This is a genomic window from Thomasclavelia sp. (assembly GCF_047249845.1).
In the GTDB taxonomy this organism is placed as follows: Bacteria; Bacillota_I; Bacilli_A; order Erysipelotrichales; family Coprobacillaceae; genus Thomasclavelia.
On record NZ_JBKTWO010000011.1, the window covers coordinates 39735 to 62618 of the forward strand.

At 28.2% G+C, this 22884-nt stretch carries 23 protein-coding genes; 21 read left to right on the forward strand and 2 right to left on the reverse strand.

Features of this window, described 5'->3' with window-relative positions; all coding sequences use genetic code 11:
• The first annotated feature begins 53 nt into the window (after positions 1–53).
• The 13 genes from ACLR9T_RS04530 to ACLR9T_RS04590 all read left to right on the forward strand — a co-directional run bounded on the left by ACLR9T_RS04530 (position 54) and on the right by ACLR9T_RS04590 (position 14550).
• A complete protein-coding gene (locus ACLR9T_RS04530; RefSeq protein ID WP_413108345.1) occupies positions 54–428 on the forward strand; it encodes a YbaN family protein in 375 nt (124 codons plus the stop codon).
• On the forward strand, positions 421–2154 hold the full coding sequence (locus ACLR9T_RS04535; protein ID WP_413108346.1) for an ABC transporter ATP-binding protein/permease: 1734 nt from the start codon (positions 421–423) through the stop codon (positions 2152–2154). The genes ACLR9T_RS04530 and ACLR9T_RS04535 overlap by 8 nt, the downstream gene beginning before the upstream one ends.
• Entirely contained in the window at positions 2141–3787 is a 1647-nt protein-coding gene (locus ACLR9T_RS04540; RefSeq protein WP_413108347.1) for an amino acid ABC transporter ATP-binding/permease protein, read from the forward strand. The genes ACLR9T_RS04535 and ACLR9T_RS04540 overlap by 14 nt, the downstream gene beginning before the upstream one ends.
• On the forward strand, positions 3787–4080 hold the full coding sequence (locus ACLR9T_RS04545) for a nitrous oxide-stimulated promoter family protein (RefSeq protein ID WP_413108348.1): 294 nt from the start codon (positions 3787–3789) through the stop codon (positions 4078–4080). Before ACLR9T_RS04540 ends, ACLR9T_RS04545 begins: the two co-directional genes overlap by 1 nt.
• A gap of 47 nt (positions 4081–4127) precedes the next feature.
• Entirely contained in the window at positions 4128–4622 is a 495-nt protein-coding gene (locus ACLR9T_RS04550) for a GNAT family N-acetyltransferase (protein ID WP_413108349.1), read from the forward strand.
• A gap of 1204 nt (positions 4623–5826) precedes the next feature.
• Complete coding sequence (locus ACLR9T_RS04555) at positions 5827–7335, forward strand: SpoIIE family protein phosphatase (RefSeq protein WP_413108350.1); 1509 nt, start codon at positions 5827–5829, stop codon at positions 7333–7335.
• A gap of 96 nt (positions 7336–7431) precedes the next feature.
• Entirely contained in the window at positions 7432–8676 is a 1245-nt protein-coding gene (gene tilS, locus ACLR9T_RS04560) for a tRNA lysidine(34) synthetase TilS (RefSeq protein WP_413108351.1), read from the forward strand.
• Positions 8677–8701: 25 nt separating this feature from the next.
• Positions 8702–9232, forward strand: a complete 531-nt coding sequence (hpt, locus tag ACLR9T_RS04565) for a hypoxanthine phosphoribosyltransferase (RefSeq protein ID WP_413108352.1) — start codon at positions 8702–8704, stop codon at positions 9230–9232.
• A 9-nt stretch (positions 9233–9241) separates the two neighbouring features.
• The gene (gene ftsH / locus ACLR9T_RS04570) at positions 9242–11203 is read left to right on the forward strand and encodes an ATP-dependent zinc metalloprotease FtsH (RefSeq protein WP_413108353.1); all 1962 of its coding nucleotides are present in this window, start codon (positions 9242–9244) and stop codon (positions 11201–11203) included.
• 145 nt (positions 11204–11348) lie between these two features.
• Positions 11349–12218 (forward strand): Hsp33 family molecular chaperone HslO, encoded by an 870-nt coding sequence (hslO, locus tag ACLR9T_RS04575; protein ID WP_413108354.1) that lies wholly within the window; start codon positions 11349–11351, stop codon positions 12216–12218.
• Positions 12219–12478: 260 nt separating this feature from the next.
• Positions 12479–13459, forward strand: coding sequence for a tRNA dihydrouridine synthase DusB (dusB, locus tag ACLR9T_RS04580; RefSeq protein WP_413108355.1), 981 nt, complete (start codon positions 12479–12481; stop codon positions 13457–13459).
• 61 nt (positions 13460–13520) lie between these two features.
• Positions 13521–14369 (forward strand): bifunctional methylenetetrahydrofolate dehydrogenase/methenyltetrahydrofolate cyclohydrolase FolD, encoded by an 849-nt coding sequence (gene folD / locus ACLR9T_RS04585; protein ID WP_413108356.1) that lies wholly within the window; start codon positions 13521–13523, stop codon positions 14367–14369.
• Positions 14359–14550 carry a DUF951 domain-containing protein gene (locus tag ACLR9T_RS04590; RefSeq protein ID WP_413108357.1) on the forward strand — a complete coding sequence of 64 codons (192 nt, stop codon included), beginning with the start codon at positions 14359–14361 and terminating at the stop codon, positions 14548–14550. Before folD ends, ACLR9T_RS04590 begins: the two co-directional genes overlap by 11 nt.
• Positions 14551–15079: 529 nt before the next feature.
• On the opposite strand, the gene ACLR9T_RS04595 is transcribed toward ACLR9T_RS04590, so the two are convergent.
• Complete coding sequence (locus tag ACLR9T_RS04595) at positions 15080–15817, reverse strand: acyl-[acyl-carrier-protein] thioesterase (protein ID WP_413108358.1); 738 nt, start codon at positions 15815–15817, stop codon at positions 15080–15082.
• 157 nt (positions 15818–15974) lie between these two features.
• Between ACLR9T_RS04595 and ACLR9T_RS04600 the strand changes: the two genes are divergently transcribed.
• The 3 genes from ACLR9T_RS04600 (at position 15975) to ACLR9T_RS04610 (ending at position 18145) form a co-directional block, all read left to right on the forward strand.
• Complete coding sequence (locus ACLR9T_RS04600; protein ID WP_413108359.1) at positions 15975–16859, forward strand: D-alanyl-D-alanine carboxypeptidase family protein; 885 nt, start codon at positions 15975–15977, stop codon at positions 16857–16859.
• 122 nt (positions 16860–16981) lie between these two features.
• The gene (locus ACLR9T_RS04605; protein WP_413108360.1) at positions 16982–17473 is read left to right on the forward strand and encodes a hypothetical protein; all 492 of its coding nucleotides are present in this window, start codon (positions 16982–16984) and stop codon (positions 17471–17473) included.
• 108 nt (positions 17474–17581) lie between these two features.
• A complete protein-coding gene (locus ACLR9T_RS04610; protein WP_413108361.1) occupies positions 17582–18145 on the forward strand; it encodes a hypothetical protein in 564 nt (187 codons plus the stop codon).
• An 18-nt stretch (positions 18146–18163) separates the two neighbouring features.
• On the opposite strand, the gene ACLR9T_RS04615 is transcribed toward ACLR9T_RS04610, so the two are convergent.
• Complete coding sequence (locus ACLR9T_RS04615) at positions 18164–18970, reverse strand: methyltransferase domain-containing protein (RefSeq protein WP_413108362.1); 807 nt, start codon at positions 18968–18970, stop codon at positions 18164–18166.
• A 73-nt stretch (positions 18971–19043) separates the two neighbouring features.
• Between ACLR9T_RS04615 and ACLR9T_RS04620 the strand changes: the two genes are divergently transcribed.
• The 5 genes from ACLR9T_RS04620 (at position 19044) to fba (ending at position 22709) form a co-directional block, all read left to right on the forward strand.
• On the forward strand, positions 19044–20114 hold the full coding sequence (locus tag ACLR9T_RS04620; RefSeq protein ID WP_413108363.1) for a metallophosphoesterase: 1071 nt from the start codon (positions 19044–19046) through the stop codon (positions 20112–20114).
• Between the two features lie 27 nt (positions 20115–20141).
• Positions 20142–20696 (forward strand): N-acetyltransferase family protein, encoded by a 555-nt coding sequence (locus ACLR9T_RS04625; protein WP_413108364.1) that lies wholly within the window; start codon positions 20142–20144, stop codon positions 20694–20696.
• 28 nt (positions 20697–20724) lie between these two features.
• Positions 20725–20994 (forward strand): hypothetical protein, encoded by a 270-nt coding sequence (locus ACLR9T_RS04630; RefSeq protein ID WP_413108365.1) that lies wholly within the window; start codon positions 20725–20727, stop codon positions 20992–20994.
• Entirely contained in the window at positions 20984–21724 is a 741-nt protein-coding gene (locus tag ACLR9T_RS04635; RefSeq protein ID WP_413108366.1) for a TrmH family RNA methyltransferase, read from the forward strand. The genes ACLR9T_RS04630 and ACLR9T_RS04635 overlap by 11 nt, the downstream gene beginning before the upstream one ends.
• Positions 21725–21842: 118 nt before the next feature.
• Positions 21843–22709, forward strand: a complete 867-nt coding sequence (gene fba / locus ACLR9T_RS04640) for a class II fructose-1,6-bisphosphate aldolase (protein WP_413108367.1) — start codon at positions 21843–21845, stop codon at positions 22707–22709.
• Positions 22710–22884 lie beyond the last annotated feature (175 nt).

Consider the following 22884-nt stretch of genomic DNA (forward strand, 5'->3'; position numbering starts at 1 on the left):
CTTTAAAGTAAATGTTAAAGTATGTTAGACGAATATAACATAAGGAGAACGATATGAAATATCTATATTTTATACTTGGAATGGTATTCACTGGAATCGGGATGATTGGTATTGTTTTACCAGTTTTACCAACAACACCATTTCTTTTAGCGGCGATGTTCTTTTTTACTAAAAGTTCTACTCGAGCTAAAGTTTGGTTTGAAGGAACTAAAATATATCAAAATCATCTTGATGATTTTGTAACTAAGGGGGCAATGACATTACGAACTAAAGTAATGTTATTATCATTTGCAAGTATGATGTTGCTGATTGCGTTTTTAATGATGAATAATATTTATGGAAGGATAATGATTGTTTTATTAGTGATCTTTAAGTATTACTATTTTGCTTTTCGAATTAAAACAATTAAAGAAGTGAGAAATGATTAATAAAAGATTGGTAAGTTATTTAAAAGAGGATAAAAAGTATATTTATTTACAGGTTTTGATGCAATGGTTGACTTTAATTGGACAAGTTATAATTATTGCAATTATTGCTAATATGGTAAATGAATTGTACGATGGTGGAGAAGTTAGTAATTTTATTGTTAAGATAGCGATAATTGTAGTATTAATTATAGTCAAAGGGTATTTTAGTAAATTAGTTTCATCTTATTCATTTAAGGCTGCAAAAAATATTAAAGGGAAATTTAGATGTGATATTTATCAAAAAGTATTGTTATTAAACAATCATTATAATGATGTTATTAGTACGGCTTCATTGACACAATTAATGAGTGAAGGAGTTGAGCAGTTAGAGATTTATTTTGGTAAGTATTTACCACAGTTTTTTTATAGTATGTTAGCTCCACTTACTTTATTTGTAATTTTAGGACAAGTTGAATTTAAAGCAGCATTAGTATTGTTTGTTTGTGTCCCTTTGATACCTGTATCAATTGTTTTAGTGCAAAAATTTGCTAAAAGGCTGTTAAATAAATATTGGGGTCTTTATGGAAACTTGGCGGAACGTTTTTTGGATAATGTTCGCGGTCTAACAACTTTGAAAGGCTATCAAGGTGATCAAGTAAAACACATTGAAATGAATGAAGAGGCCCAACGTTTTAGAAGTATTACAATGAAAGTCTTAGTAATGCAGTTAAATTCAATTAGTATTATGGATCTAGTTGCTTATGGTGGGGCAGCATTAGGAATTATTATTTCATTGTATAGTTATCAAGCAGGTTCAATTAATCTTGGTGAAACCTTTATGATGATAATGCTATCAGCTGAATTTTTTATTCCTTTACGCTTGTTAGGATCATTTTTTCATATTGCAATGAATGGAAATGCTGCAAGTGATAAGATTTTTAGATTATTAGATACGCCAATCAATGATAATAAAGAATTAGAAATAGATAGTATTAATAAAATTGAAATAGCTGAGTTATCGTTTGGGTATAATAAAAAGGTTGTATTAAATAATATCAATCTAAAAATTGATGAACCAGGAATTTATGGTGTTGTGGGAAGTTCAGGAAGTGGAAAAAGTACAATTGCTAAGTTATTAATGGGTTATTATGATCATTATGAAGGTAGGTTAATGTATAATGGAAAACAAATTAATCAGATCAAACATCATTGTTTAATGCAGCAAATTACGATGGTTGAACATGATCCATATATTTTTGCAGGAACTGTACGCAGCAATTTATTGGATGGATATTTGAATGCAAGTGATGCTGTAATGATTGGAGTATTAAAAAAAGTAAATTTATGGAATTATTTTAAAGGTGTTAATGGCTTAGATAGTAAAATTGAAGAACGAGGAAATAATTTATCAGGTGGTCAAAAACAACGTTTAAGTATTGCTAGAGCATTGTTACATGATACTAAAGTATATATTTTTGATGAAGCAACTTCAAATATTGATATTGAAAGTGAAGAAATAATCATGAGGTTGATTGAGCAGATGCAAGATGAAAAAATTGTTATTTTAATTTCTCATCGTCTTGCGAGTGTTGAAAATTGTAAATGTAATTATATTTTAAGTCATGGCAAGTTAATTGGTTATGGTCGTCATGATGAATTAATGAAGACTAATCAAGAGTATTCTGAATTAGTCAATACTCAAAAAGAAATTGAGAATTATGGAGGTATGATAAATGCCAAAGCGTAGTAACTTAAAAGTTGTAATTAGTTTAATTGCTTTAGTAAAATCAATGCTGTTAATCATGCTAGGTGCAATTATTTTAGGGGTCATTGGATATTTAGCAGCAATATTTTTAACTGTTATTGCAGGTGAGATAGTTATTAAAGTGATTAATAAAGAGACATTTATAGGATTATTGTATTTATTGATTGCTTGTGGTATTTTACGTGGTTTCTTTCGTTATGGTGAACAGTGGTGTAATCATTTTATCGCATTTAAATTACTGGCAATGATTAGGGATATTGTGTTTGCAAAACTTCGAAAATTGGCACCAGCGAAACTTGATGGAAAAGATCAGGGTAATTTAGTTGCAATGATTACTAGTGATGTTGAGTTATTGGAAGTATTTTATGCTCATACAATTTCACCGGTAATGATTGCTTTGATTGTTTCGACTACTATGATTGTTTATATTGGTAAGTTTCATTTGGCTTTAGCGTTTTTAGCGATGCTGGCTTATTTATTTATTGGGGCAGTCATACCATTAATTGTTGGAAAAATATCAGGTAATAAAGGATTAAATTATCGCAATGATTATGGTAAATATACGAGTTATGTACTTGAATCAATTCATGGTTTAAGAATCATTGATCAATTTTCTTGTGGGAATCAGCGTTTAGATGAAATTCAAAATAAAAGTGAGTCATTAAATGATCTGAATGAAGAATTAAAAGATCTTGAAGGTCAATATCGAATGATTGGGGATATTTGTGTTAGTTTATTTTCACTAGCTATGTTTATATTAGGGTACTATTTATATTGCCAAGGAGCAATTGATTTTATTGGAGTTTTAATTAGTACGATTGCTTTAATGGCATCGTTTGGACCAGTCTTGGCATTATCTTCGTTAGCGCATAATTTAGTTATTACGTTTGCAAGTGGAAATCGTGTTCTTGATTTACTGGATGAAAAACCTCAGGTTGAAGCTGTAATCAATGGATATCAAGGACTTCTTGGAAAGATTGAAATTAAAGATGTAACGTTTAAATATGACAATGAAACAATCTTGAATAAAATTAATTTAAATATCGAACCAGGTGAAATAATTGGTATTGAGGGACGGAGTGGAAGTGGAAAAACAACTTTATTGAAATTGTTGATGCACTTTTATGATCCAGCTGATGGAGAGATTTTAATTAATGGTCATAATATCAAAACATGGCAAAGTGATTCATTAGCAAAATTAATTAGTTACGTTACACAAGATACATATATTTTTAATGATAGCATTATCAATAATGTTAAACTAGGAATGGAGGCTAGTGATGAGGCTGTGATTGAAGCTTGTAAAAAAGCTAATCTCCATGAATTCATTATTAGTTTAAAAGACGGCTATAAAACAATGATTGGAAGTCTTTATCAGTCGCTATCTGGAGGACAATTGCAAAGATTATCATTAGCACGAGCTTTTTTACACGATACTCCTTTAATTCTATTGGATGAGCCAACAAGTAATCTTGATAGTTTGAATGAAGCTTTAGTATTAAAATCGTTAAGCGATAACAGTGAGGGTAAAACTATTATTATGGTTAGTCATCGACCATCTTCTTTAAAAATATGTAATCGAATTATTAAAATAGAGCAGGGGCGACAAAGTTAATGACGACAGATCAAGAAAAAGAATTAATTAGTATAATGATTAAAATTTATGAAGATGGAAATAAAGTTGATTTAAGTGAATTAAGAAATTATGCTTTTAAACGAATTGAATACTGTCCTCGTAAAGATGAAAAGACATTTTGTTCATCATGTCCAATTCATTGCTATCAAAAAGAATATCGTCAAAGAATTAAAAAGGTAATGAAATATTCGGGAAAGAGAATATTATTTAAATATCCTATAATTACTATAAAACATTTAATAAATACGATTAAATATGCTATAAAAAACTAAAATAATTGTTTGGTTTATGTTATGATAGTTAGCAGTGAGGTGTCTAAATGGAGAGTATTGAAACCCAACGTTTAATAATTAGAGAATTAGATATGTCTGATGCTAAACGTTTAAGCGAGTATCGTAATAAAAAAGAGGTAGCATTCTACCAATCGTGGTGGCGATATTCATATAATAAAGCAGTTAAAAGAATTGAATATTGTTTAGAGCATCCTTTTGATGGGACAAGAGGCAGTTATCAATTAGGAGTAGTATTAAAGAATAATAATTACTTGATAGGCGATTATTTTTTAGAAGTTATTGAGCCTACTTCAGTAACTATTGGTTATACATTTGATAGTGATTTTTGGCATTGTGGATATGCAACAGAATCATTTAAAGTGTTACTTGATATACTCAAAAATGATTATAAATTTAAAAGGGTTTTTGCTCATGTTTATAGTGATAATTTTCGTTCAATTAGATTATTAAAAAAAATGGGGTTTATCCAATATGAAAAATCTATTGTAATGGGCGATATAGGATTTAAATTGGAGCTATAATATAGGTAAGGTTATAAAAGCGTTAATTATTATTTTTACAATAGTTTAACGTTTTTTTAATTTAAGCAAATTTCACGATTGTAGTTATTGCAAATATAGAAAATATTGGCTTGTAATTTAGATGGTTAAAAAAATGATTTTGATTTAATGAGGAAATAAAAATATTTCAAACAACTTTACAGAAATATTTCTTTAAATTTTGAGTAGAAAATAGTATATGAGAAAGAAAAAATTATAAAAAGACGCAGATGAAAAAAATATTGAAAGTAATAAAAAGGACTTTCTTATAATATTACTTATTTGATAGATGTGTGTTGGAAGGAAATTTTTAATAAGTGTTAGATGTTGATAGTCATTAGTTTGACTAATTTTCTAATTTTTTTACTAATATTTGAAAAAAGTAGTTTAATTTATACGAAATTATTTAGATGTTTGTAATTAAGATTAAAAAACGACAAATTATTTATTGATAAGTTCATATAATCAATAGTACGAGGTGAATGAAATGGATTTGTCAGTAGAAAAGACTAAAACAAAAATAAAGAATATTGGAATGACTTATATTTCAATTTTTGGATTAACCCTCTTTCTAAGCTTAATAAAAATATATGATACATCATTATGTTTTGTAATCCCTATGCTAGTAATATCATTTATATGTGGATACCGGCATATAATTGTATATTTAAGTGCATTAGTTTTAACAACATACCTGTCCTACGAAAACTATATGTTATTACTAATTTCTCTTACTAGTATAATACTTATGCAAATAGTGATGCATTTTAAATTTGTTAAAAGTAAATATATTGCCCTTATAGTTACTTTAGTAAGTTTAATTTTTTTATACATATATAAATATAACTATATAGAAGTATTAGTAATCCTATCCTTTACATTAATACATAGTTTATTATGCTTAGAAGTGGTCCCTATCTTTATTCATAACACAATTGAAGTATATACAAATAAACGAATGATGATTCTTTCAGTGATGATAATGCTAGCCATCATTTCATTAGTGGAAGTAAATCAAGTGTATATGATGATATTACTTCGGTTCTATTTATTATTAAGTGTATTTTATTTAAATATAAATAGTACTATGCCCACAATTTTATATATATCAATCATATTAATGTTTATTAATCCTTTACTTAAAGATGAAATACTATCATTAATCCTTCCTTTTAGTATTTTCTTTATGTATAAACCCCAAAACAAATTAGTTTGTTCAACATTGTATATTTTAAGTCATTTAATTCTTCCATTTTTTATAGAGTATGATTATTACTATCATAATTTTATTATAATAGTAAGTGCAGCTTTATTTTTATTCATTCCTACTTTCAAACGTAAACCAAAATTGCTTAGTGAGGATTATAAAAATATTACTAGTCGTAATAAATTAATTCAACGTGCTAATACATTCGCCTCTTTATTTAAACAATTGACAAGTATATTTCAAGAAGCAAACCGTAATGTTAATGTAGGAGAATTCGTTGGATATGTCTATGAAGATGTATGTTTACATTGTCCTAGCCGTGATTTGTGTTTTTATCGTGATGGCAGCGTGAGTCGATTGGGTAAGTTGATAAATAAGGGTTTTAAATCAAAATATAGTGATGAAGATTTAAAATATATAAAAAGTAATTGTATTAGTCCAAATAAGTTTTTAAATGGAATTAGTGAATATAAGGAAAGTTATGAAAAAATAAAAAGAGTTAATCAAGAAAATTCTCATTTGAAAAAAGATTTATTTTATGAATTTTCATTATTAAGTGAAGTTTTTGATAATTTTAGTAATTCATTAGAAGAAATGCCATTTGGTGATGATCAATTAAAAGAACATTTATTAGGATATCAATTTAATATTACATATTTGTATAAACATCAAATATCATTAGATGTTTATACAATAGAAATAGGATTAATGGATATAAATAGTAATGAGGTAATAAATGAACTTGTTCCTATTATTGAAAATTATTTAAATGAATCATTAGAGGTTGTTTCGATACAAGATTCTATGCATCATTTGGGATATACATCAGTAGTCTTAAAACACCAGCAAAATTATTCTTTGCAATTTGGGTTTCAACAATATTCTTTAGAACCATTAAATTGTGGAGATTCTTTTAGTGCCTTTCATCAGGATAATCTTCATTATTTAGCATTGAGTGATGGAATGGGACAAGGTAAAATGGCAGCTGCTGAAAGTAAACTAACGCTAGAAGTTTTATCTAAATTGATTTTAAATGGAATAAGTTTAAAAGATACTATTGACTCTATTAATGCTTTATTAAAAATAAAAAATAGAAATGATATGTTTACAACATTAGATTTATGCAATATTAATCTTGCTAATGCAAAAATGAAATTAATCAAATATGGTGCTAATCCAAGCTATCATATTAGAAATGGGATTGTTGAAAAAATTGCTACTAATTCTTTACCAGTGGGAATTGTTTCTAAATTAAAAATGGCAAGTTATGAAATGTTATTAAATAATAATGATCTTATTATTATGTCTAGTGATGGAACAGGGGAGAGATTTGAACAAATTATTAATAAAAATATTAAACTATTTAATCAGTTACATCCCCAAGAGATTTCAACTTTATTAATGAATCAAGTCTTGGAAGAAAATAATCTAGATGATATAAGTATTGTTGTGATTAAAATAGTCAAAACAGCTGAGGATTTAAATTAGGTCGTTTATTAACGATCTTTTTCTATGAAAGTTTAAAATTAGTATGTTATTAAAAGGATTATTTGTTATAATAGTGAAGATACTTGAGGTGATGAAATGATAGATATAGAAAAACTATTAGATTTAAATCAATTATATGTGGTAGGTGTATCTGGAGGCTGTGATTCAATGGCTTTATTAGATAATATGTATAAAAAAGGGTTTAAAATCGTTGTTTGCCATGTTAATTATCACTTAAGAGATGATAGTGATCTTGATCAAGAAACAGTTTTACAGTACTGTAGTAAATATCAAATACCTTGTTATGTTCGCGAAATAAATAAAAAAGAGTATAGAAAAGATAATTTTCAAAGTCAGGCAAGAAAACTTCGCTATGAATTTTATTACCAAATTGCTTGTAAATATGGGGTTAAGAAAGTTGTTTTAGCCCATCATTTAGATGATGTAATTGAAAATATAATTATGCAGATACAACGTCATAATACAAAAGGCTACTTAGGAATTAAAGATATTAGCGAAGTTTGTGGATTAACTATTTTAAGACCATTTTTAAATATTAAAAAACAAGTATTACGAGATTATTGTCATGATAACAATGTTAGATATCGTGATGATTATACAAATTTTGAAACTGAGTTTACTCGTGATTTTGTTCGCAATATAACACTTAAAAAATATTCAGAGCAACAGATAAATGATTTATTATATAATGCAAAACTGCATAATCAGAGATATTTAAGTAATGTAGAAAAATTAAAAAAGTATCTTGACTTGTATCATGACCAAAATAAGATTGATTATCAGATAATTCCAAAAGATATTTTAGAGGAATTTATCTATGAAATAATTAAAGAAATCGTTTATCCACCTTTAATCAGTGATTCTTTAATTAAAGAGGTTATTAAACAAATTAAAAGTAACAAACCAAATATTAAAATGGATTTACCTGTTAATATTAGGTTCATAAAAGAATATAATAATATACATGTTTCAAAATTGAAAAATAGCATAAGCTATTGTTTAAAATATGAGCAATTAGTTTATGATAAACATGAGCACTTTTATTTAAGCGAAGTAGGTCATTTAAATGAAGGTATTTATTTGACAAAAGAGGATTTTCCTATTACGATAAGGTCATCTCGGCCTGGAGATGTAATTAATACTGCAGGTGGGACTAAAAAAGTATCGCGTCTATATATTGATAATAAAATTCCTAAAAGTAAAAGAGAGACTTGGCCGGTTGTAGAAAATAGTCAGGGAATGATTATTCTTGTACCACATCTTGCAAAAAATATTAGGTATTTATATTCAAAACCTAATTTATATGTGGTAAAATTATAGGCATATATGATTAGGAGTGAACATGATGCATAAGAATATAAAAGAAATCTTAATTACAGAAGAGCAAATTAGTGCTAAATGTAAAGAGTTAGGAAAGATTATTGATAAAGACTATGAAGGTAAAGAAGTCTTATTGGTAGGATTGTTGAAAGGATCTGTTCCTTTCATGGCAGAACTTTCGAAACATTTAAATAGTGATGTAACATTTGATTATATGAATGTTAGCAGTTATGATGGTGTTGAGTCAAAAACACTTGTTGTTAAACAAGATTTAAAGGAAGATGTAACTGGTAAAAATATTTTAATTGTTGAAGATATTCTTGATACAGGAAAAACATTATACAATGTTAAAGAAATGCTCTTAAAACGTAGAGCTAATAGTGTGAAAATTGTAACGATGTTAGATAAAGCAGAAGGACGAGTTATTGATATGAAAGCTGATTATATTGGATTTACAATTCCTAATGCTTTTGTTGTTGGTTATGGATTGGATTTTAACGAAAGGTATCGCCAATTACCATATATTGGCATTTTAAAAGAAGAGTGTTATAAGTAAGGAGAGTTTATGAACAATAAGAATGGATTATTAAAGTCAATTCTTCCCTGGCTATTAGTGTTAATCTTAATTGGGGGACTGGTTACTTTTATGAATCAAAGTAACAGTAAAGAAATTAAGTATAGTGAGTTTGTGGAAGTAGTACAAGATGAAAAGATTAAGGAAGTTGAGATAGTTCCTTCTTCTTTAGTAGTTGATGTTTCAGGTAAGTATACAAAGAAAAGTGATGGTAAATCAACAGAGGTTGAGTTTACTACAACAATTCCTAATACTGAAGCAGAGATGCAATCATTAACAGGACTATTAAATGAAAAAGGAATTGAAACAACAATTGTAGATGCTAATGATCGCGGTATGTTTATGCGAATCATAGCGAATATTCTACCATATGTACTATTACTTGGAGGTATGTTCTTTATTTTTAGAATGATGTCTCAAGGTGGTGGAAATGCTAAAGCTTTTGATTTTGGTAATTCAAGAGCTAAATTAGAGAAAAATCAAACAACTAAATTTTCTGATGTTGCTGGTGCAGATGAAGAAAAAGAGGAACTGAAAGAATTAGTTGCTTTTTTGAAAAATCCTAAGAAATTTGCACAGATGGGAGCCCGTATACCAAAAGGGGTATTATTGGTTGGACCACCAGGTACAGGTAAAACATTACTTGCAAGAGCTGTTTCTGGTGAAGCTAGTGTACCTTATTATTCAATCTCAGGTTCTGAGTTTGTAGAAATGTTTGTCGGAGTTGGTGCAGGACGTGTAAGAGATATGTTTAAAAAGGCTAAACAAACTGCTCCATGTATTATTTTTATTGATGAAATCGATGCTGTAGGTCGCCAAAGAGGAACTGGTATGGGTGGTGGACACGATGAACGTGAACAAACATTAAACCAGTTATTAGTTGAGATGGATGGGTTTAGTGGTAATGAAGGAATTATCATCTTAGCAGCAACTAACCGTGCTGATGTTTTAGATCCTGCATTATTGCGCCCAGGACGTTTTGACCGTCAAATCCAGGTTGCTAATCCTGATAAAAATGCACGTACAGAAATTTTAAAAGTACATGCTCGTAATAAAAAGTTTGCTCCAGATGTTGATTTCAGTAATATTGCTCAAAGAACACCAGGTTTTTCAGGAGCTGAGCTTGAAAATGTATTAAATGAAGCAGCTTTATTAGCTGTTCGTGAAGATCATAAAGTTATATCAATGGCAGATATTGATGAAGCAGTTGATCGTGTAATGGGTGGACCGGCTAAAAAATCACGTAAATATAGTGAAAAAGAACGTCGCTTAGTTGCTTATCATGAAGCTGGACATGCTGTGTTAGGTTTAACTTTGGAAGATGCTAATAAAGTACAAAAAGTTACTATTGTACCTCGTGGACAGGCAGGTGGTTATAACTTAATGACCCCTAAAGAAGAAACTTATTTTCAAACTAAAGCACAATTAGAAGCTAATATAGCAGGTTTTATGGGTGGACGTGTAGCTGAAGAAATTTTCTTTGGAGATGTAAGTTCAGGTGCTCATAATGATATTGAGCGAGCAACAAGAATTGCAAGAATGATGGTTACAGAGTTAGGTATGTCAGAATTAGGACCAATTAAATATGATTCTGAACAAGGGAATGTATTCTTAGGCCGTGATTATACACAACATAGTAATTCTCATTCTGGTCAAATCGCATATGAAATTGATGTTCAGGTTCGTAAGATTATTGATGAATGTTATGCTAAGGCAAAAGAAATAATTGAAGCCAACAAAGATAGATTGGTAACTATTGCTGATGCTTTATTAGAATATGAGACATTGGCTGGTGAACAAATTGAAGCATTATTCAATACAGGTCAAATGTTAGACCGCCATGATGGAACGGCTGACCATAGTTCAGATGATTTATCGAATGAAGATAATTCTATTGATGATAATAAACCTTCATTTGATGATGCTGATGATTTATTAGATGATATGAAATAAAGCGGTTACCGCTTTTTTTCATATTTAGAGGTGAGAAAATGAGTGAACGAAGCAAAAAAGTATTTATATTGTTTATTGTTTTATGTATGATTATACCAATGATTTTATCATCGATTGCAGTATTTTTATAAGGAGAAAATTTTATATGAAAGATTATTTAGTTAGAGGTTTGGTAAATAGTAAAAATTGTCGAGTTTTTGCTTGTAATACTACTAAATTGCTTGATGTTGCTAGAAAAGATCATAATTTATGGCCAACAGCTTCAGCTGCTTTAGGTAGGATGATGTCTGCTACTTTAATGATGGCTAAAATGAATAAAAATAATGAAAAAGTGACTGTTGTTATAAATGGTGGAGGTCCAATTGGAACAATGATCAGCGTTACTAATGGTGATGGTAATATTAAAGGGTTTGTTGCTAATCCGGAAGTTCACTATACTTATAACGATAGCGGTAAATTGGCTGTAGGGGTAGCTGTGGGGCATGAAGGTACTTTACAGGTTATCAAAGATATGGGATTGAAAGAGCCTTTTACAGGTTCTGTGCCTTTACAAACTGGTGAAATTGGAGATGATTTTAGCTATTATTTTGCGGTTAGTGAGCAAACGCCATCTGTAGTTTCAGTTGGAGTATTGGTTAATGATACTAATGAGATTTTGGCTTCAGGGGGATTTATTATTCAGTTATTGCCAGAAGCTACTGAAGAAGATATAACTTATATAGAAAATGTTGTTAAAAAGTGTCCACCTGTTTCTCAACTAATTAATAATGGAAAGACTCCAGAAGAAATTTTGAAACTTTTATTTGATGATGTTGAGATTACAGAAAAACAGGATTTATTTTTTAAATGTGATTGTTCTAAAGATAAACTTTCTAAAGCACTGATTACTATTGGTAAAGATGAGTTAAATTCAATGATTGAAAAGGATCATGGTTGTCAGCTTCATTGTCAGTTTTGTAATACAGAGTATAATTTCAGTGAGGAAGAACTGAAAGAAATTGTTGATAAGATATAGAAGAGAAAATATTACATTTTCTTTTTTTATAGTTTAAAGATTATTTAAAATAAAAGAAAGGCGGGGGAAGCCTTTCTTTTAGTTGGTTTACCAACATATTTAGGAATATAACTAACTCGATAACTTACGTCTATTTCGGGGAGGAAAATAGCGGGGAAGTGTAAGTTATCTGTAATTATTATGAACAGGTTAAAGATTTTTAAACATTTATATTTCTTTTTTTTTAAATAATTGATAAGATACCATTGAGGAGTGAGTTAATGTTTAAAATAGGAAATATTGAAATTGAAAATCAAGTTGTAATGGCGCCAATGGCAGGTATTACTAATATGGCTTTTCGAAAAATAATTAAAGATTTTGGTGCTGGATTAGTTTATTCTGAGATGGTTAGTGATAAAGCGCTATGTTATGGAAATAATAAAACGATTGATATGCTTCAGGTTGATGAAGGAGAACATCCTGTTAGTATTCAATTATTTGGTGGTGAAGTAGAAACAATGGTCAAAGCAGCTAAATATATTGATGAGCATTCTAATTGTGACATTATTGATATTAATATGGGATGTCCTGTAAATAAAGTATTAAAAGCTGATGCAGGCAGTAAGCTGTTATTGTATCCAGATAAAATTTATGAGATTGTCAAAGGAGTTGTTGAAAATGTATCAAAACCGGTTACAGTAAAAATTCGCAGCGGCTTTGATAAAGAACATATTAATGCTGTTGAAGTTGCTAAATTGATTGAAAAAGCTGGTGCTAGTGCAATTGCTATTCATGGTAGAACGCGTTCACAAATGTATGAGGGATATGCTGATTGGGAAATTATTCGTCAAGTTAAAGAAGCGGTAAATATTCCAGTAATTGGCAATGGTGATATAAAAACTGTTGAAGATGCTCGTAAAATGCTTGCCGAAACAAAGGTAGATGCTGTGATGATTGGTCGTGCAGCTTTAGGGAATCCATGGTTAATCAAGCAAGTGGTAGAGTCATTGCGAACAGGTCAAGTAATTTGTGAACCAACTTATCAAGAAAAAATCACACAGTGCTTGGCACATGCTAAAAGATTAATGGAAATAGAACCTGAAAAGGTGGCGATGTTTCAAATGCGCGGACATGCTCCTTGGTATATCAAAGGTTTAAAGTCTTCTGCAAGAGTAAAAAATGAATTATCAAAAATAGATACTTATGAACAACTAGAGATGATTTTAATGAAGTATCAGGAATATCTTAAAGAAATAATCTAGTAGTTGCATGTGAAGGATATTTTGGTATAATTGAATTTAATAGTTTAAGGGGGATTTATCAATGATTATAAGTGGTAAAGAAATAGCTTTAAAAATTAAAGATCAATTAAAAAGTGAAGTTGAAACGATAAGAGAAAATTATTCACGTATACCTAAATTAGTGGTTATTCTGATAGGGGATAATCCAGCTAGCTTAACTTATGTAAGAAATAAGGAACGAGGATGTGCTTATATAGGAATTGAATCAAAAATTATAAAACATGATTCATCATTTAGTGAAAGTCAGTTGTTAAAAGAAATAGAACTTTTAAATAATGATGAAACAGTTGATGGTATTTTAGTGCAGTTGCCATTGCCTAAGCATATTAGTGAAGAAAAGGTACTTAATGCAATTTCCTTTGATAAGGATGTTGATGGTTTTCATCCCCATAATGTAGCAAATCTTTTTTTAGGACAAAATTCTTTGGTACCATGTACCCCAAAAGGAATGTTAGTTTTATTAGAAAAAATAAATTATGATTTAAGTGGTAAAGAAGTTGTTATAGTAGGGAGAAGTAATATTGTTGGAAAACCGGTAGCTCTATTATGTTTACAAAAAAATGCTACTGTAACAATAGCACATAGTAAAACAAAAGATTTAAAGAAAGTATGTTCACGTGCTGATGTTTTAATTGCTGCGATTGGGAAACCGAAGTTTTTTAATCATGAGTATATAAAAGATGGTGCTGTTGTTTTAGATGTGGGGATTAATCGTGATGAGAATAATAAATTATGTGGTGATGTGGATTTTGAAGATGTCAAAGATAAAGTAAAAGCAATTACTCCAGTTCCTGGGGGAATTGGACCAATGACAATAACAATGTTAATGCAAAATACTATTGAAGCTTTTTATAAACGGAATGGTGAATAATATGGATTATAAATTAAATGATATAGTAGAAATGAAAAAGACTCATCCATGTAAAAAATCTAGTCAATGGCAAATAATTAGAATGGGTGCAGATATAAAAATCAAATGTTTAGGCTGTGGCGCAGTAGTAATGTTTCCTCGTCGGGAATTTGAAAAGAAATTAAAAAAAGTTATAGTGTAATATGGATGAAGATATATTAGATGAAGATTTAGATAATATTATAGATATATATTGGCACGAAAGTGCCTTTTATATTATATAGATATATCTTAAATAGACTATGGGTTATATTTAAATTAATAATTATAAAAATAATCTATTAATAAAATATTACTATTATATTATTTAGGTTCAAAGATATTTAAATAATTTTATTTATAAAAATTAGATATTATAGAAAGGTTATAAAAAACTTTTTATACAAGGAAAAAACCCTTTTGGGACAAAGGGCTTTTAATATCTGTATTCTATACGGGAAAACGAATACTATTATAGATATTTGGGACACAATTATAATATCATATAATTTTGAAAATAATTTTCATATGTTGAAAATTGATTTTCATTATCTGAAAATTATTCATTATGTAATGAAAAGAAGCAAATTTTTTAGATTAATCATAATATTTGAAAAATCAAAAAAGTAATAAATTTAAAATTTTGAAACTGGATTTTTTTATCTTTCATAATTAAGAATTTTTAATTTATTTTATATGGAGTTTGTATAGCCACCAAACTCAAAATATGTAGTTTTATCATCAGTAGATTTAAATACTATTTTGACATAATCTTTTCCTATGTATCTATATATTTTAGCAGTTGTGTTAGGGGTCATCTCTTTTTTGAACATGACACTTATTTCTTTAAAGTAATTTTTATCAAAGAATTTTATTGGTATGGCATCAAATGCCCATTCAAAATAACGACTATTATTTAAATGTTGATTAACATCAACATCACTATATAAAACTGTTCTTTCCATTATATAAGATAATTCTACATTATCAGATATTTCATTATAACTGCTAATAGTATAATTATATGGAATGATTTCAGGCATATCTATTCCAGCTTTTTCAGGTTTGATGATTCTTCTCTTTTTTAAATCAATCAATGTCCATAATGAATATATAGATGCAATTTCTTCTCCATTTTCATCTTCTACCCAATAGTTACGTGTAAACTGGATTCTTTTATACCCGCTGGCACGTGTAGATAATTTAATTAGCTCATTAATTTTAATTGGACGTTTTAAAATAATTGTTTCTTTAGTTAAAACAAAACCATATTTCTCTGATAAATTATTATTCCATATTCCTATTTGTAAAGCATTTATAGTAGCTAAATCTGATAATTTAGACATTAGATTAGAAATCTGATAGTTTCCTTGATAATCAGCTTCTTGACATTGTACTAATATTTTTAAAGATGAAATTGTATTTTCCATAATTTACTCCTTCATTTGGTATTTTTTTAACTTAATAAGTCAATATTATTATAATAATGCAAAAAAAATACATTGTATAGTAAATGTTCATAAAAAAATTAATATTTTTATGATATGATTATCTAAATAATATATTTATTATTTTCGAGGTAGAGAGATGAAGCGAAGATTAAATAAAAAGAGAGTTGCTATTGTAGTAATTATTTTTATAGCCATTATTTCAATGATTATATATTTAGTAACAAATATAATAACATTAATAAATACACCTGATGAAATAAAAATAAAAAAAGCCCCTTCAAAAAATCCAATTACATTAATAAATTATTATACGTCATCAAATAAAGAACGTTATACAAATTATAAAAATAAACATTCTGATTTATCTGATGAGGATGTGGTTACATATGTTAATATGAATTTAGATTATAATTTTTATGAACATATTATTTTTCAGCCTAATCCTAATGAACTGAATACTATTGTAAATAAATATTATCGATTAGATAATAATTTTGTTCCAGATGATCTTATTTACATCAATGATGGCTATACTAGCTCTAGTGATCCGGCATATAAATATCGAAAACATCAAATGTCTCGAGTAGTTTATGATGATTTTGTAGCTTTAAGAAATAAATGTCGAGAAAAAGGAATCAGCTTTTATGTTGTAAGTGGTTATCGCTCAACACCAGCACAAGAAAAGAGTTATCGTCATATGGCAAATACTTATAGTGTTGAAGAAGCTGATAAAACTTGCAGTCGTCCAGGGCATAGCGAGCATACTCTAGGATTAGCTTGTGATGTAGCATTAGATACTTATTCTTTTGAAAACATTGTTAACCATCCTGAGTATCAATGGTTTGCTGGAATATTAGCTGATTATGGTTTTATTATTCGTTATCCTGAGGGAAAAGATTCATTAACTGGTTATAGTTATGAACCTTGGCATCTTCGTTATTTAGGAAGGGATTTAGCAAAAAAGGTATATAATAGTAACCTTACTTATGATGAGTATTATGCACGTAATTTTATATCATAGCCTGTTTAATTAAGCAGGTTTTTGTTATAATTATTAATTATTATTAAATTTTATTAATTTTTATATAGGATAATTGGACAATTTCTTGTATAATGATTTTATTGAAAGAAGGAGTATATCTAATGAATGCTATTTTTAATATTTTACCTCTTTTGGTATTCTTAGCCTTATTATGGTTTACATACATAAATATTTCTTATGGTGTTACAATGTATTTGGCAACTAAAGAAGATCATACTTTAACATCATGTCTCAGTGATTCTGGTAAATATTTTTATATTATTTTATTAATTCTTTATATTGGTGTTTTTATAATATGCTCTTCAATTATGATTTTAAGTACTATTAATAATAATTTAAATAGTGCATATATACCACTCAATATTCTTACAATTATTACTTTAGGTGTAAGTGTTTTTTTACAACAAATTATTTATGTTGGTCATCGACAAATGATGATTGGTAAAATTAAACTTGATTATCGAAAAATAAAACGTGTTACATATCCAAAAACTAAAAAGCTGAGATTTGTTTATGGTCAAAGAACATTTGAGACCCCTTTACGTTTTATAGATGATTTTAAATTAAAGAAAGCATTACAAAAAGCTAGATAAAAGTATTAAAAGGGACATTGTCCCTTTTAATATATAGGGCTAATAATATTAAGTAGTGACTAATTTAGGTAAAATACCGTATAATAAAAATAGAGAAGAGGTGGCATGATGATTTTAGATTATCCAAAAGTATATAAAAAAAATAAGTGTGTGAGTCATGGCGGTAATCAAGAATGGTTTTTAGATTCTTGGGCAAGAAAAGCGGGATGTGCCAGTGTAAGTGCCACAGATATTTTTCTTTATTATACAAAAAAAGAACATAAAATTAATGAAAATGTGTATTTAGATCATATGATTGAAATGTTTAAATTGATGAAACCTAAAGAAAGAGGATTTCCATATGCCTATTTGTATGCTCGCAGATTAAGTAGATTATTAAATAATTGTAAATATATTATTTTCAGAAGACCGAGTGTAAATGTTGCTAGTAAGATAGTTAAAGAGAGTATTAACAGTAATAATCCATTGGGGTTGTTGATTTTGACACATCGTCGTCGTGAGATACGTGATGATTTATGGCATTGGGTGACAATAGTTGGCTATGAAGAAAGTAAGAAAGGGATAGATATAATTTTTTTAGATTGTGGTGAAATAAAGCGGATTCCTGCAAGAATTATGTTTGAAAAAAGTCGTTTTAATGTGGTTAAAATGGTTAGATTTTTTTATAAATAAAAAGACATGATAACATGTCTAAGTGCGATAAACAGTGATTTTAATATCTATAGTAACAGTTAGTTTTTCTAATGTGTCAAGAACGTTACGACGTTCTTTTTTAATATGATAATAATGTGGTGTCATCTTTAATAAATTTAAAACATCTTCACGATTATCAATATGTATCGAGTGTACAAGATCATAACTTTCAACTGTTTCAAAATTTAAACGAATATATTTATCACTTTTAACTTTAATTTCATCATATATTAATTCTTTTATTTCAATTAAGTGATTAGGATTAGCTGTTACATGAATAATATATCCTCCGTTTTTAAGTGTGCGTTTTAATTCATCTTGATTAACAACAGTAAATAAGGCTGTAATGAAATCTAGAGAGTGATCAAGAAAAGGAAGATTTTTACTATTACCGACTAACCAATATACATCTTTAGTATATCTTGTTGCCATATTAATAGCTTCCTTAGAAATATCTAAACCATATATTATATCCTGGTTAAAAATTTCATTGAGACCACGAGTATAGTAACCTTCACCACATCCTAAATCTAAAATATTTAATTTAATATTATCACGATATTTTTTAATACAATCAACAACATTATTTAAAATAATATCATAATAACCATTAGTCAAATAGGCTTTTCTAGCAACAAGACTTTCTTTGCTATCACCAGGATTATTAGTTGCTTTATCAGGATTTAATAATAAATTTAAATATTTACTTTTGGCAATATCATAACAATGACCATTAGTGCATTTATATGAATTTCCTATTTGTACAATTGCCTCATGGCATTTAGGACAAGCTAATTTATGCATAATTTCACCTCAAAGACATTATACCATAAATATAAACTATGGTATAATAATAAATTGAAGGAGATGATTAGTAATGAGCTGGTTCATTTTGATGGAAATGACCTTAGTAGCTATTATGACAGTTTATTTGGCTTATCATACTCGGTTAGTATTTGCGAAGGCTAGATATCGTAATATTATTACAGTTATTATTGTTTTATGCTTAATTATTTTATGTTTGTATGATTTAATATTTTTTGGTTTTTTAGTTAATGCATGTATTTGTTTTGTGATTTTTGATATTATTAATCTAATATTGTATAAAACAAAATTTAATCATTACTTTAAATTTATTTATCGTCGAGGAATGGTAGCTTTGGCAGCTAGTATTGTTTTAAGCTGCTATGGAATGTATAATGCTAAAAATACACTTATAACGACATATAATGTTGAGATAAATAAAGATTTTAATGATAAATCATTGATGGTTATTTCTGATGTTCATTTAGGTACGATTGTTTCTAAAACAGACCTAACAAAGATTTCTAATCATGCTAGTGCAATTAATCCAGATGCAATTATATTGTTAGGGGATATTTTTGATGAAAATACAACACAAGATGAAGTGGATTATGCAATGAAAGTATTTTACAACTTATCATCTAAATATCCTATATATTTTGTTGAAGGAAATCATGAAATTGGTTTTCAAGGTGGTTCACCTTTAAAAGAATTTGATCTTATAAATAGATTAAAGGATAGTGGAGTTAATGTTTTATTAGATGAAGCAGTTATGTTGGATGACATTTATTTAATTGGGCGTAAAGATTATGTTATTAAAAAAAGGGAGTCTTTAGAAGTAATAACAGATGATATTAATGAAGATAAACCATTGGTATTACTAGAACATCAACCTAAAAATTATAAAGATAATGCTAAATTAGGTATTGATCTTCAACTTTCAGGACATACTCACGCTGGACAAATATTTCCTCTTAATTATTTTTTTGAATTAATAAATGTAAATGATATGAACTATGGAATTAAAAAAGATGGGAATTTCCATGCGATTGTATCTTCTGGTATGGGAGGCTGGGGATATAGCATCCGAACAGCTAGTCATAGTGAAATCGTTGTGGTAAATTTATCTAGTAAACATGAGTAATAATTATTATAGTTAAGGAGCGGGATAATGAATATAGATATAGAAATTGCTAAACCTGAGGATGTTAAAAGATTACTTAAAATTTATCAACCATATGTTTTAAATACAGCAATAACTTTTGAATATGAAGTTCCAAGTATTAAAGAGTTTAGGCAGCGAATAATTAATACTTTGAAAAATTATCCATATTTAGTTGCAAAAATAGATGATGAAATAGTTGGATATGCATATACATCAGCATTTAAAAATCGTGCAGCTTATAACTGGTCTGTAGAAACTTCAGTTTATGTAGACGTCGATTATCATAATATTGGAATTGGCAAGACATTATATCGAGTTTTAGAAGATATTTCTAAAAAGCAAAATATATTAAATATGAATGCGTGTATAGCGATTCCAAATGAGAGAAGTATTTCATTTCATCATCATATGGGGTATGTTCAAGTTGCTTATTTTCATCAATGTGGATATAAGTTAGATAAGTGGTATGATATGGTTTGGATGGAAAAAATGCTTGGAGAACATAGAAGGGAACCAGAAGCATTTATTCCTTTTTCTAAGCTGGATTACTATCTTGATTAGCAGTATAATATTTTAGGAGGAAGACAAAATGCGATTGTTTAAGAGAAATAAAAGTGTTGATTTAGATGAGATTTTTAAAACAAAATATAAAGAGATAAATAAAATTATTGCTGATGGTCAAAATGAACTTGATTTACAAATTCAGATTTCACTATTTATGCTGGCTTATGAAAAATATAATGATTTATTAGCTTTAATTGATCAAGGTGTTGATTATGATCGTAAACATTTTGAAATACTACAGAAGGATTTAAAAAAACAAATTGATTTATTAAAGGGTCTAGAAAATGAAAATTAAAGCATATCATAAAGATTTTGACTATACATATACATTAGGGGTATTTGAGACAATTGAGTTGTTAGAAAATAAACCTGATTTAGTATTACGAGTATATATTAAAAGTAATTCATATCAAAATAAGGGTATTAAAATTATTAGTGAAATATGTAAAAATAATAAGATTGATTTAATTGAGAGTGATAATACTATTAGCAGGCTTTCAAAAAAGGATAATTGTTTTGCTGTTGCAATTATAAAAAAATATAGTATGGAATTAAATAATGCCAATCATGTTGTTTTAGTTAATCCAGGGGATATGGGGAATATGGGCACGATTATTAGGACGATGTTAGGATTTAATTATACTAATTTAGCAATTATCCGTCCAGGTGTAGATGTATTTGATCCTCGGGTTGTAAGAGCGTCAATGGGTGCTTTATTTAATATTAATTTTGAATATTTTGATAGTTTTAGTGATTATCTAAAAAAGTATCCTCATCGTATTATTTATCCATTAATGTTGAAAGGAGCTAAAAATATTCATTTAATTGAACCTGATAATAGTAGGCATTCATTAATTTTTGGAAATGAAAGTAGTGGTTTATCAGATGATTTTCTTAAATATGGACAAAGTATTTTTATTCCTCATAGTGACAAGATTGATTCTTTAAATTTATCAATGGCATTAGGAATTGCTTTATGTCATTTTTCTAAGAATGAATTTATTGTTAAAGAAGTTTTAAGATGATAAGTAATCGCTTACGGTGGATAAAAATAAATAAAATAGGTAAAAATCTAAGTGATACTATGGAAATTTAATTTAAATAATAGTATTATATAGGAGAAAAAAGAAAAGGAGAAATATTATGGGATTAGTATCAGCAACAGAAATGTTAAATAAAGCAAAAGAAGGACATTATGCAGTTGGTCAATTTAACATTAATAACTTAGAATGGACAAAAGCTATTCTATTAACTGCAGAAGAATTAAAAGCTCCAGTAATCTTAGGAGTATCTGAAGGTGCTGCTAAATATATGACTGGATTTAAAACTGTATCAGCAATGGTTGCTGCAATGGTAGATTCTTTAGGAATTACTGTACCAGTAGCTTTACATTTAGATCATGGTAGCTATGATGGAGCTAAAGCTGCATTAGAAGCTGGATTCTCTTCAATCATGTTTGATGGTTCTCATTATTCTATTGATGAAAATATCGAAAAGACAAAAGAAATGGTTGAATTATGCCATGCTAAAGGTGTTTCAATTGAAGCAGAAGTTGGATCAATTGGTGGAGAAGAAGATGGTGTTATTGGAAAAGGTGAAGTTGCCGATCCAAAAGAATGTAAAATGATTGCTGACTTAGGAATTGATTTCTTAGCAGCTGGTATTGGAAATATTCATGGTAAATATCCAGAAAATTGGGCAGGTTTAGATTTTGGAGCATTAGATGCAATTCAACAAGAAACTGGTAAATTACCTTTAGTATTACATGGTGGAACTGGAATTCCTGAAGAAATGATCAAAGAAGCAATTAACTTAGGGGTTTCTAAAATCAATGTAAATACTGAATGTCAATTATATTTCCAAGAAGCAACTAGAAAATATATTGAAGCAGGAAAAGATTTAGAAGGAAAAGGATTTGACCCTCGTAAATTATTAGCTCCTGGTACTGAAGCTATTAAGGAATGTGTCAAAGAAAAAATGGAAATTTTTGGATGCATTGGTAAAGCTTAATTAGCAATAAATAAGTCTGAAGAATCCCCTAAAGGGATTCTTTTAATATTTATAAAAGTCTTAATTATTAATAATTTTGAGAATGATAGATATTTTTGTATAATAATAGAACAACGAAAAATGTCTAAAAATTCTATTCATTTAAAAATACAAATTTTGGTTGTTTTTAACAATA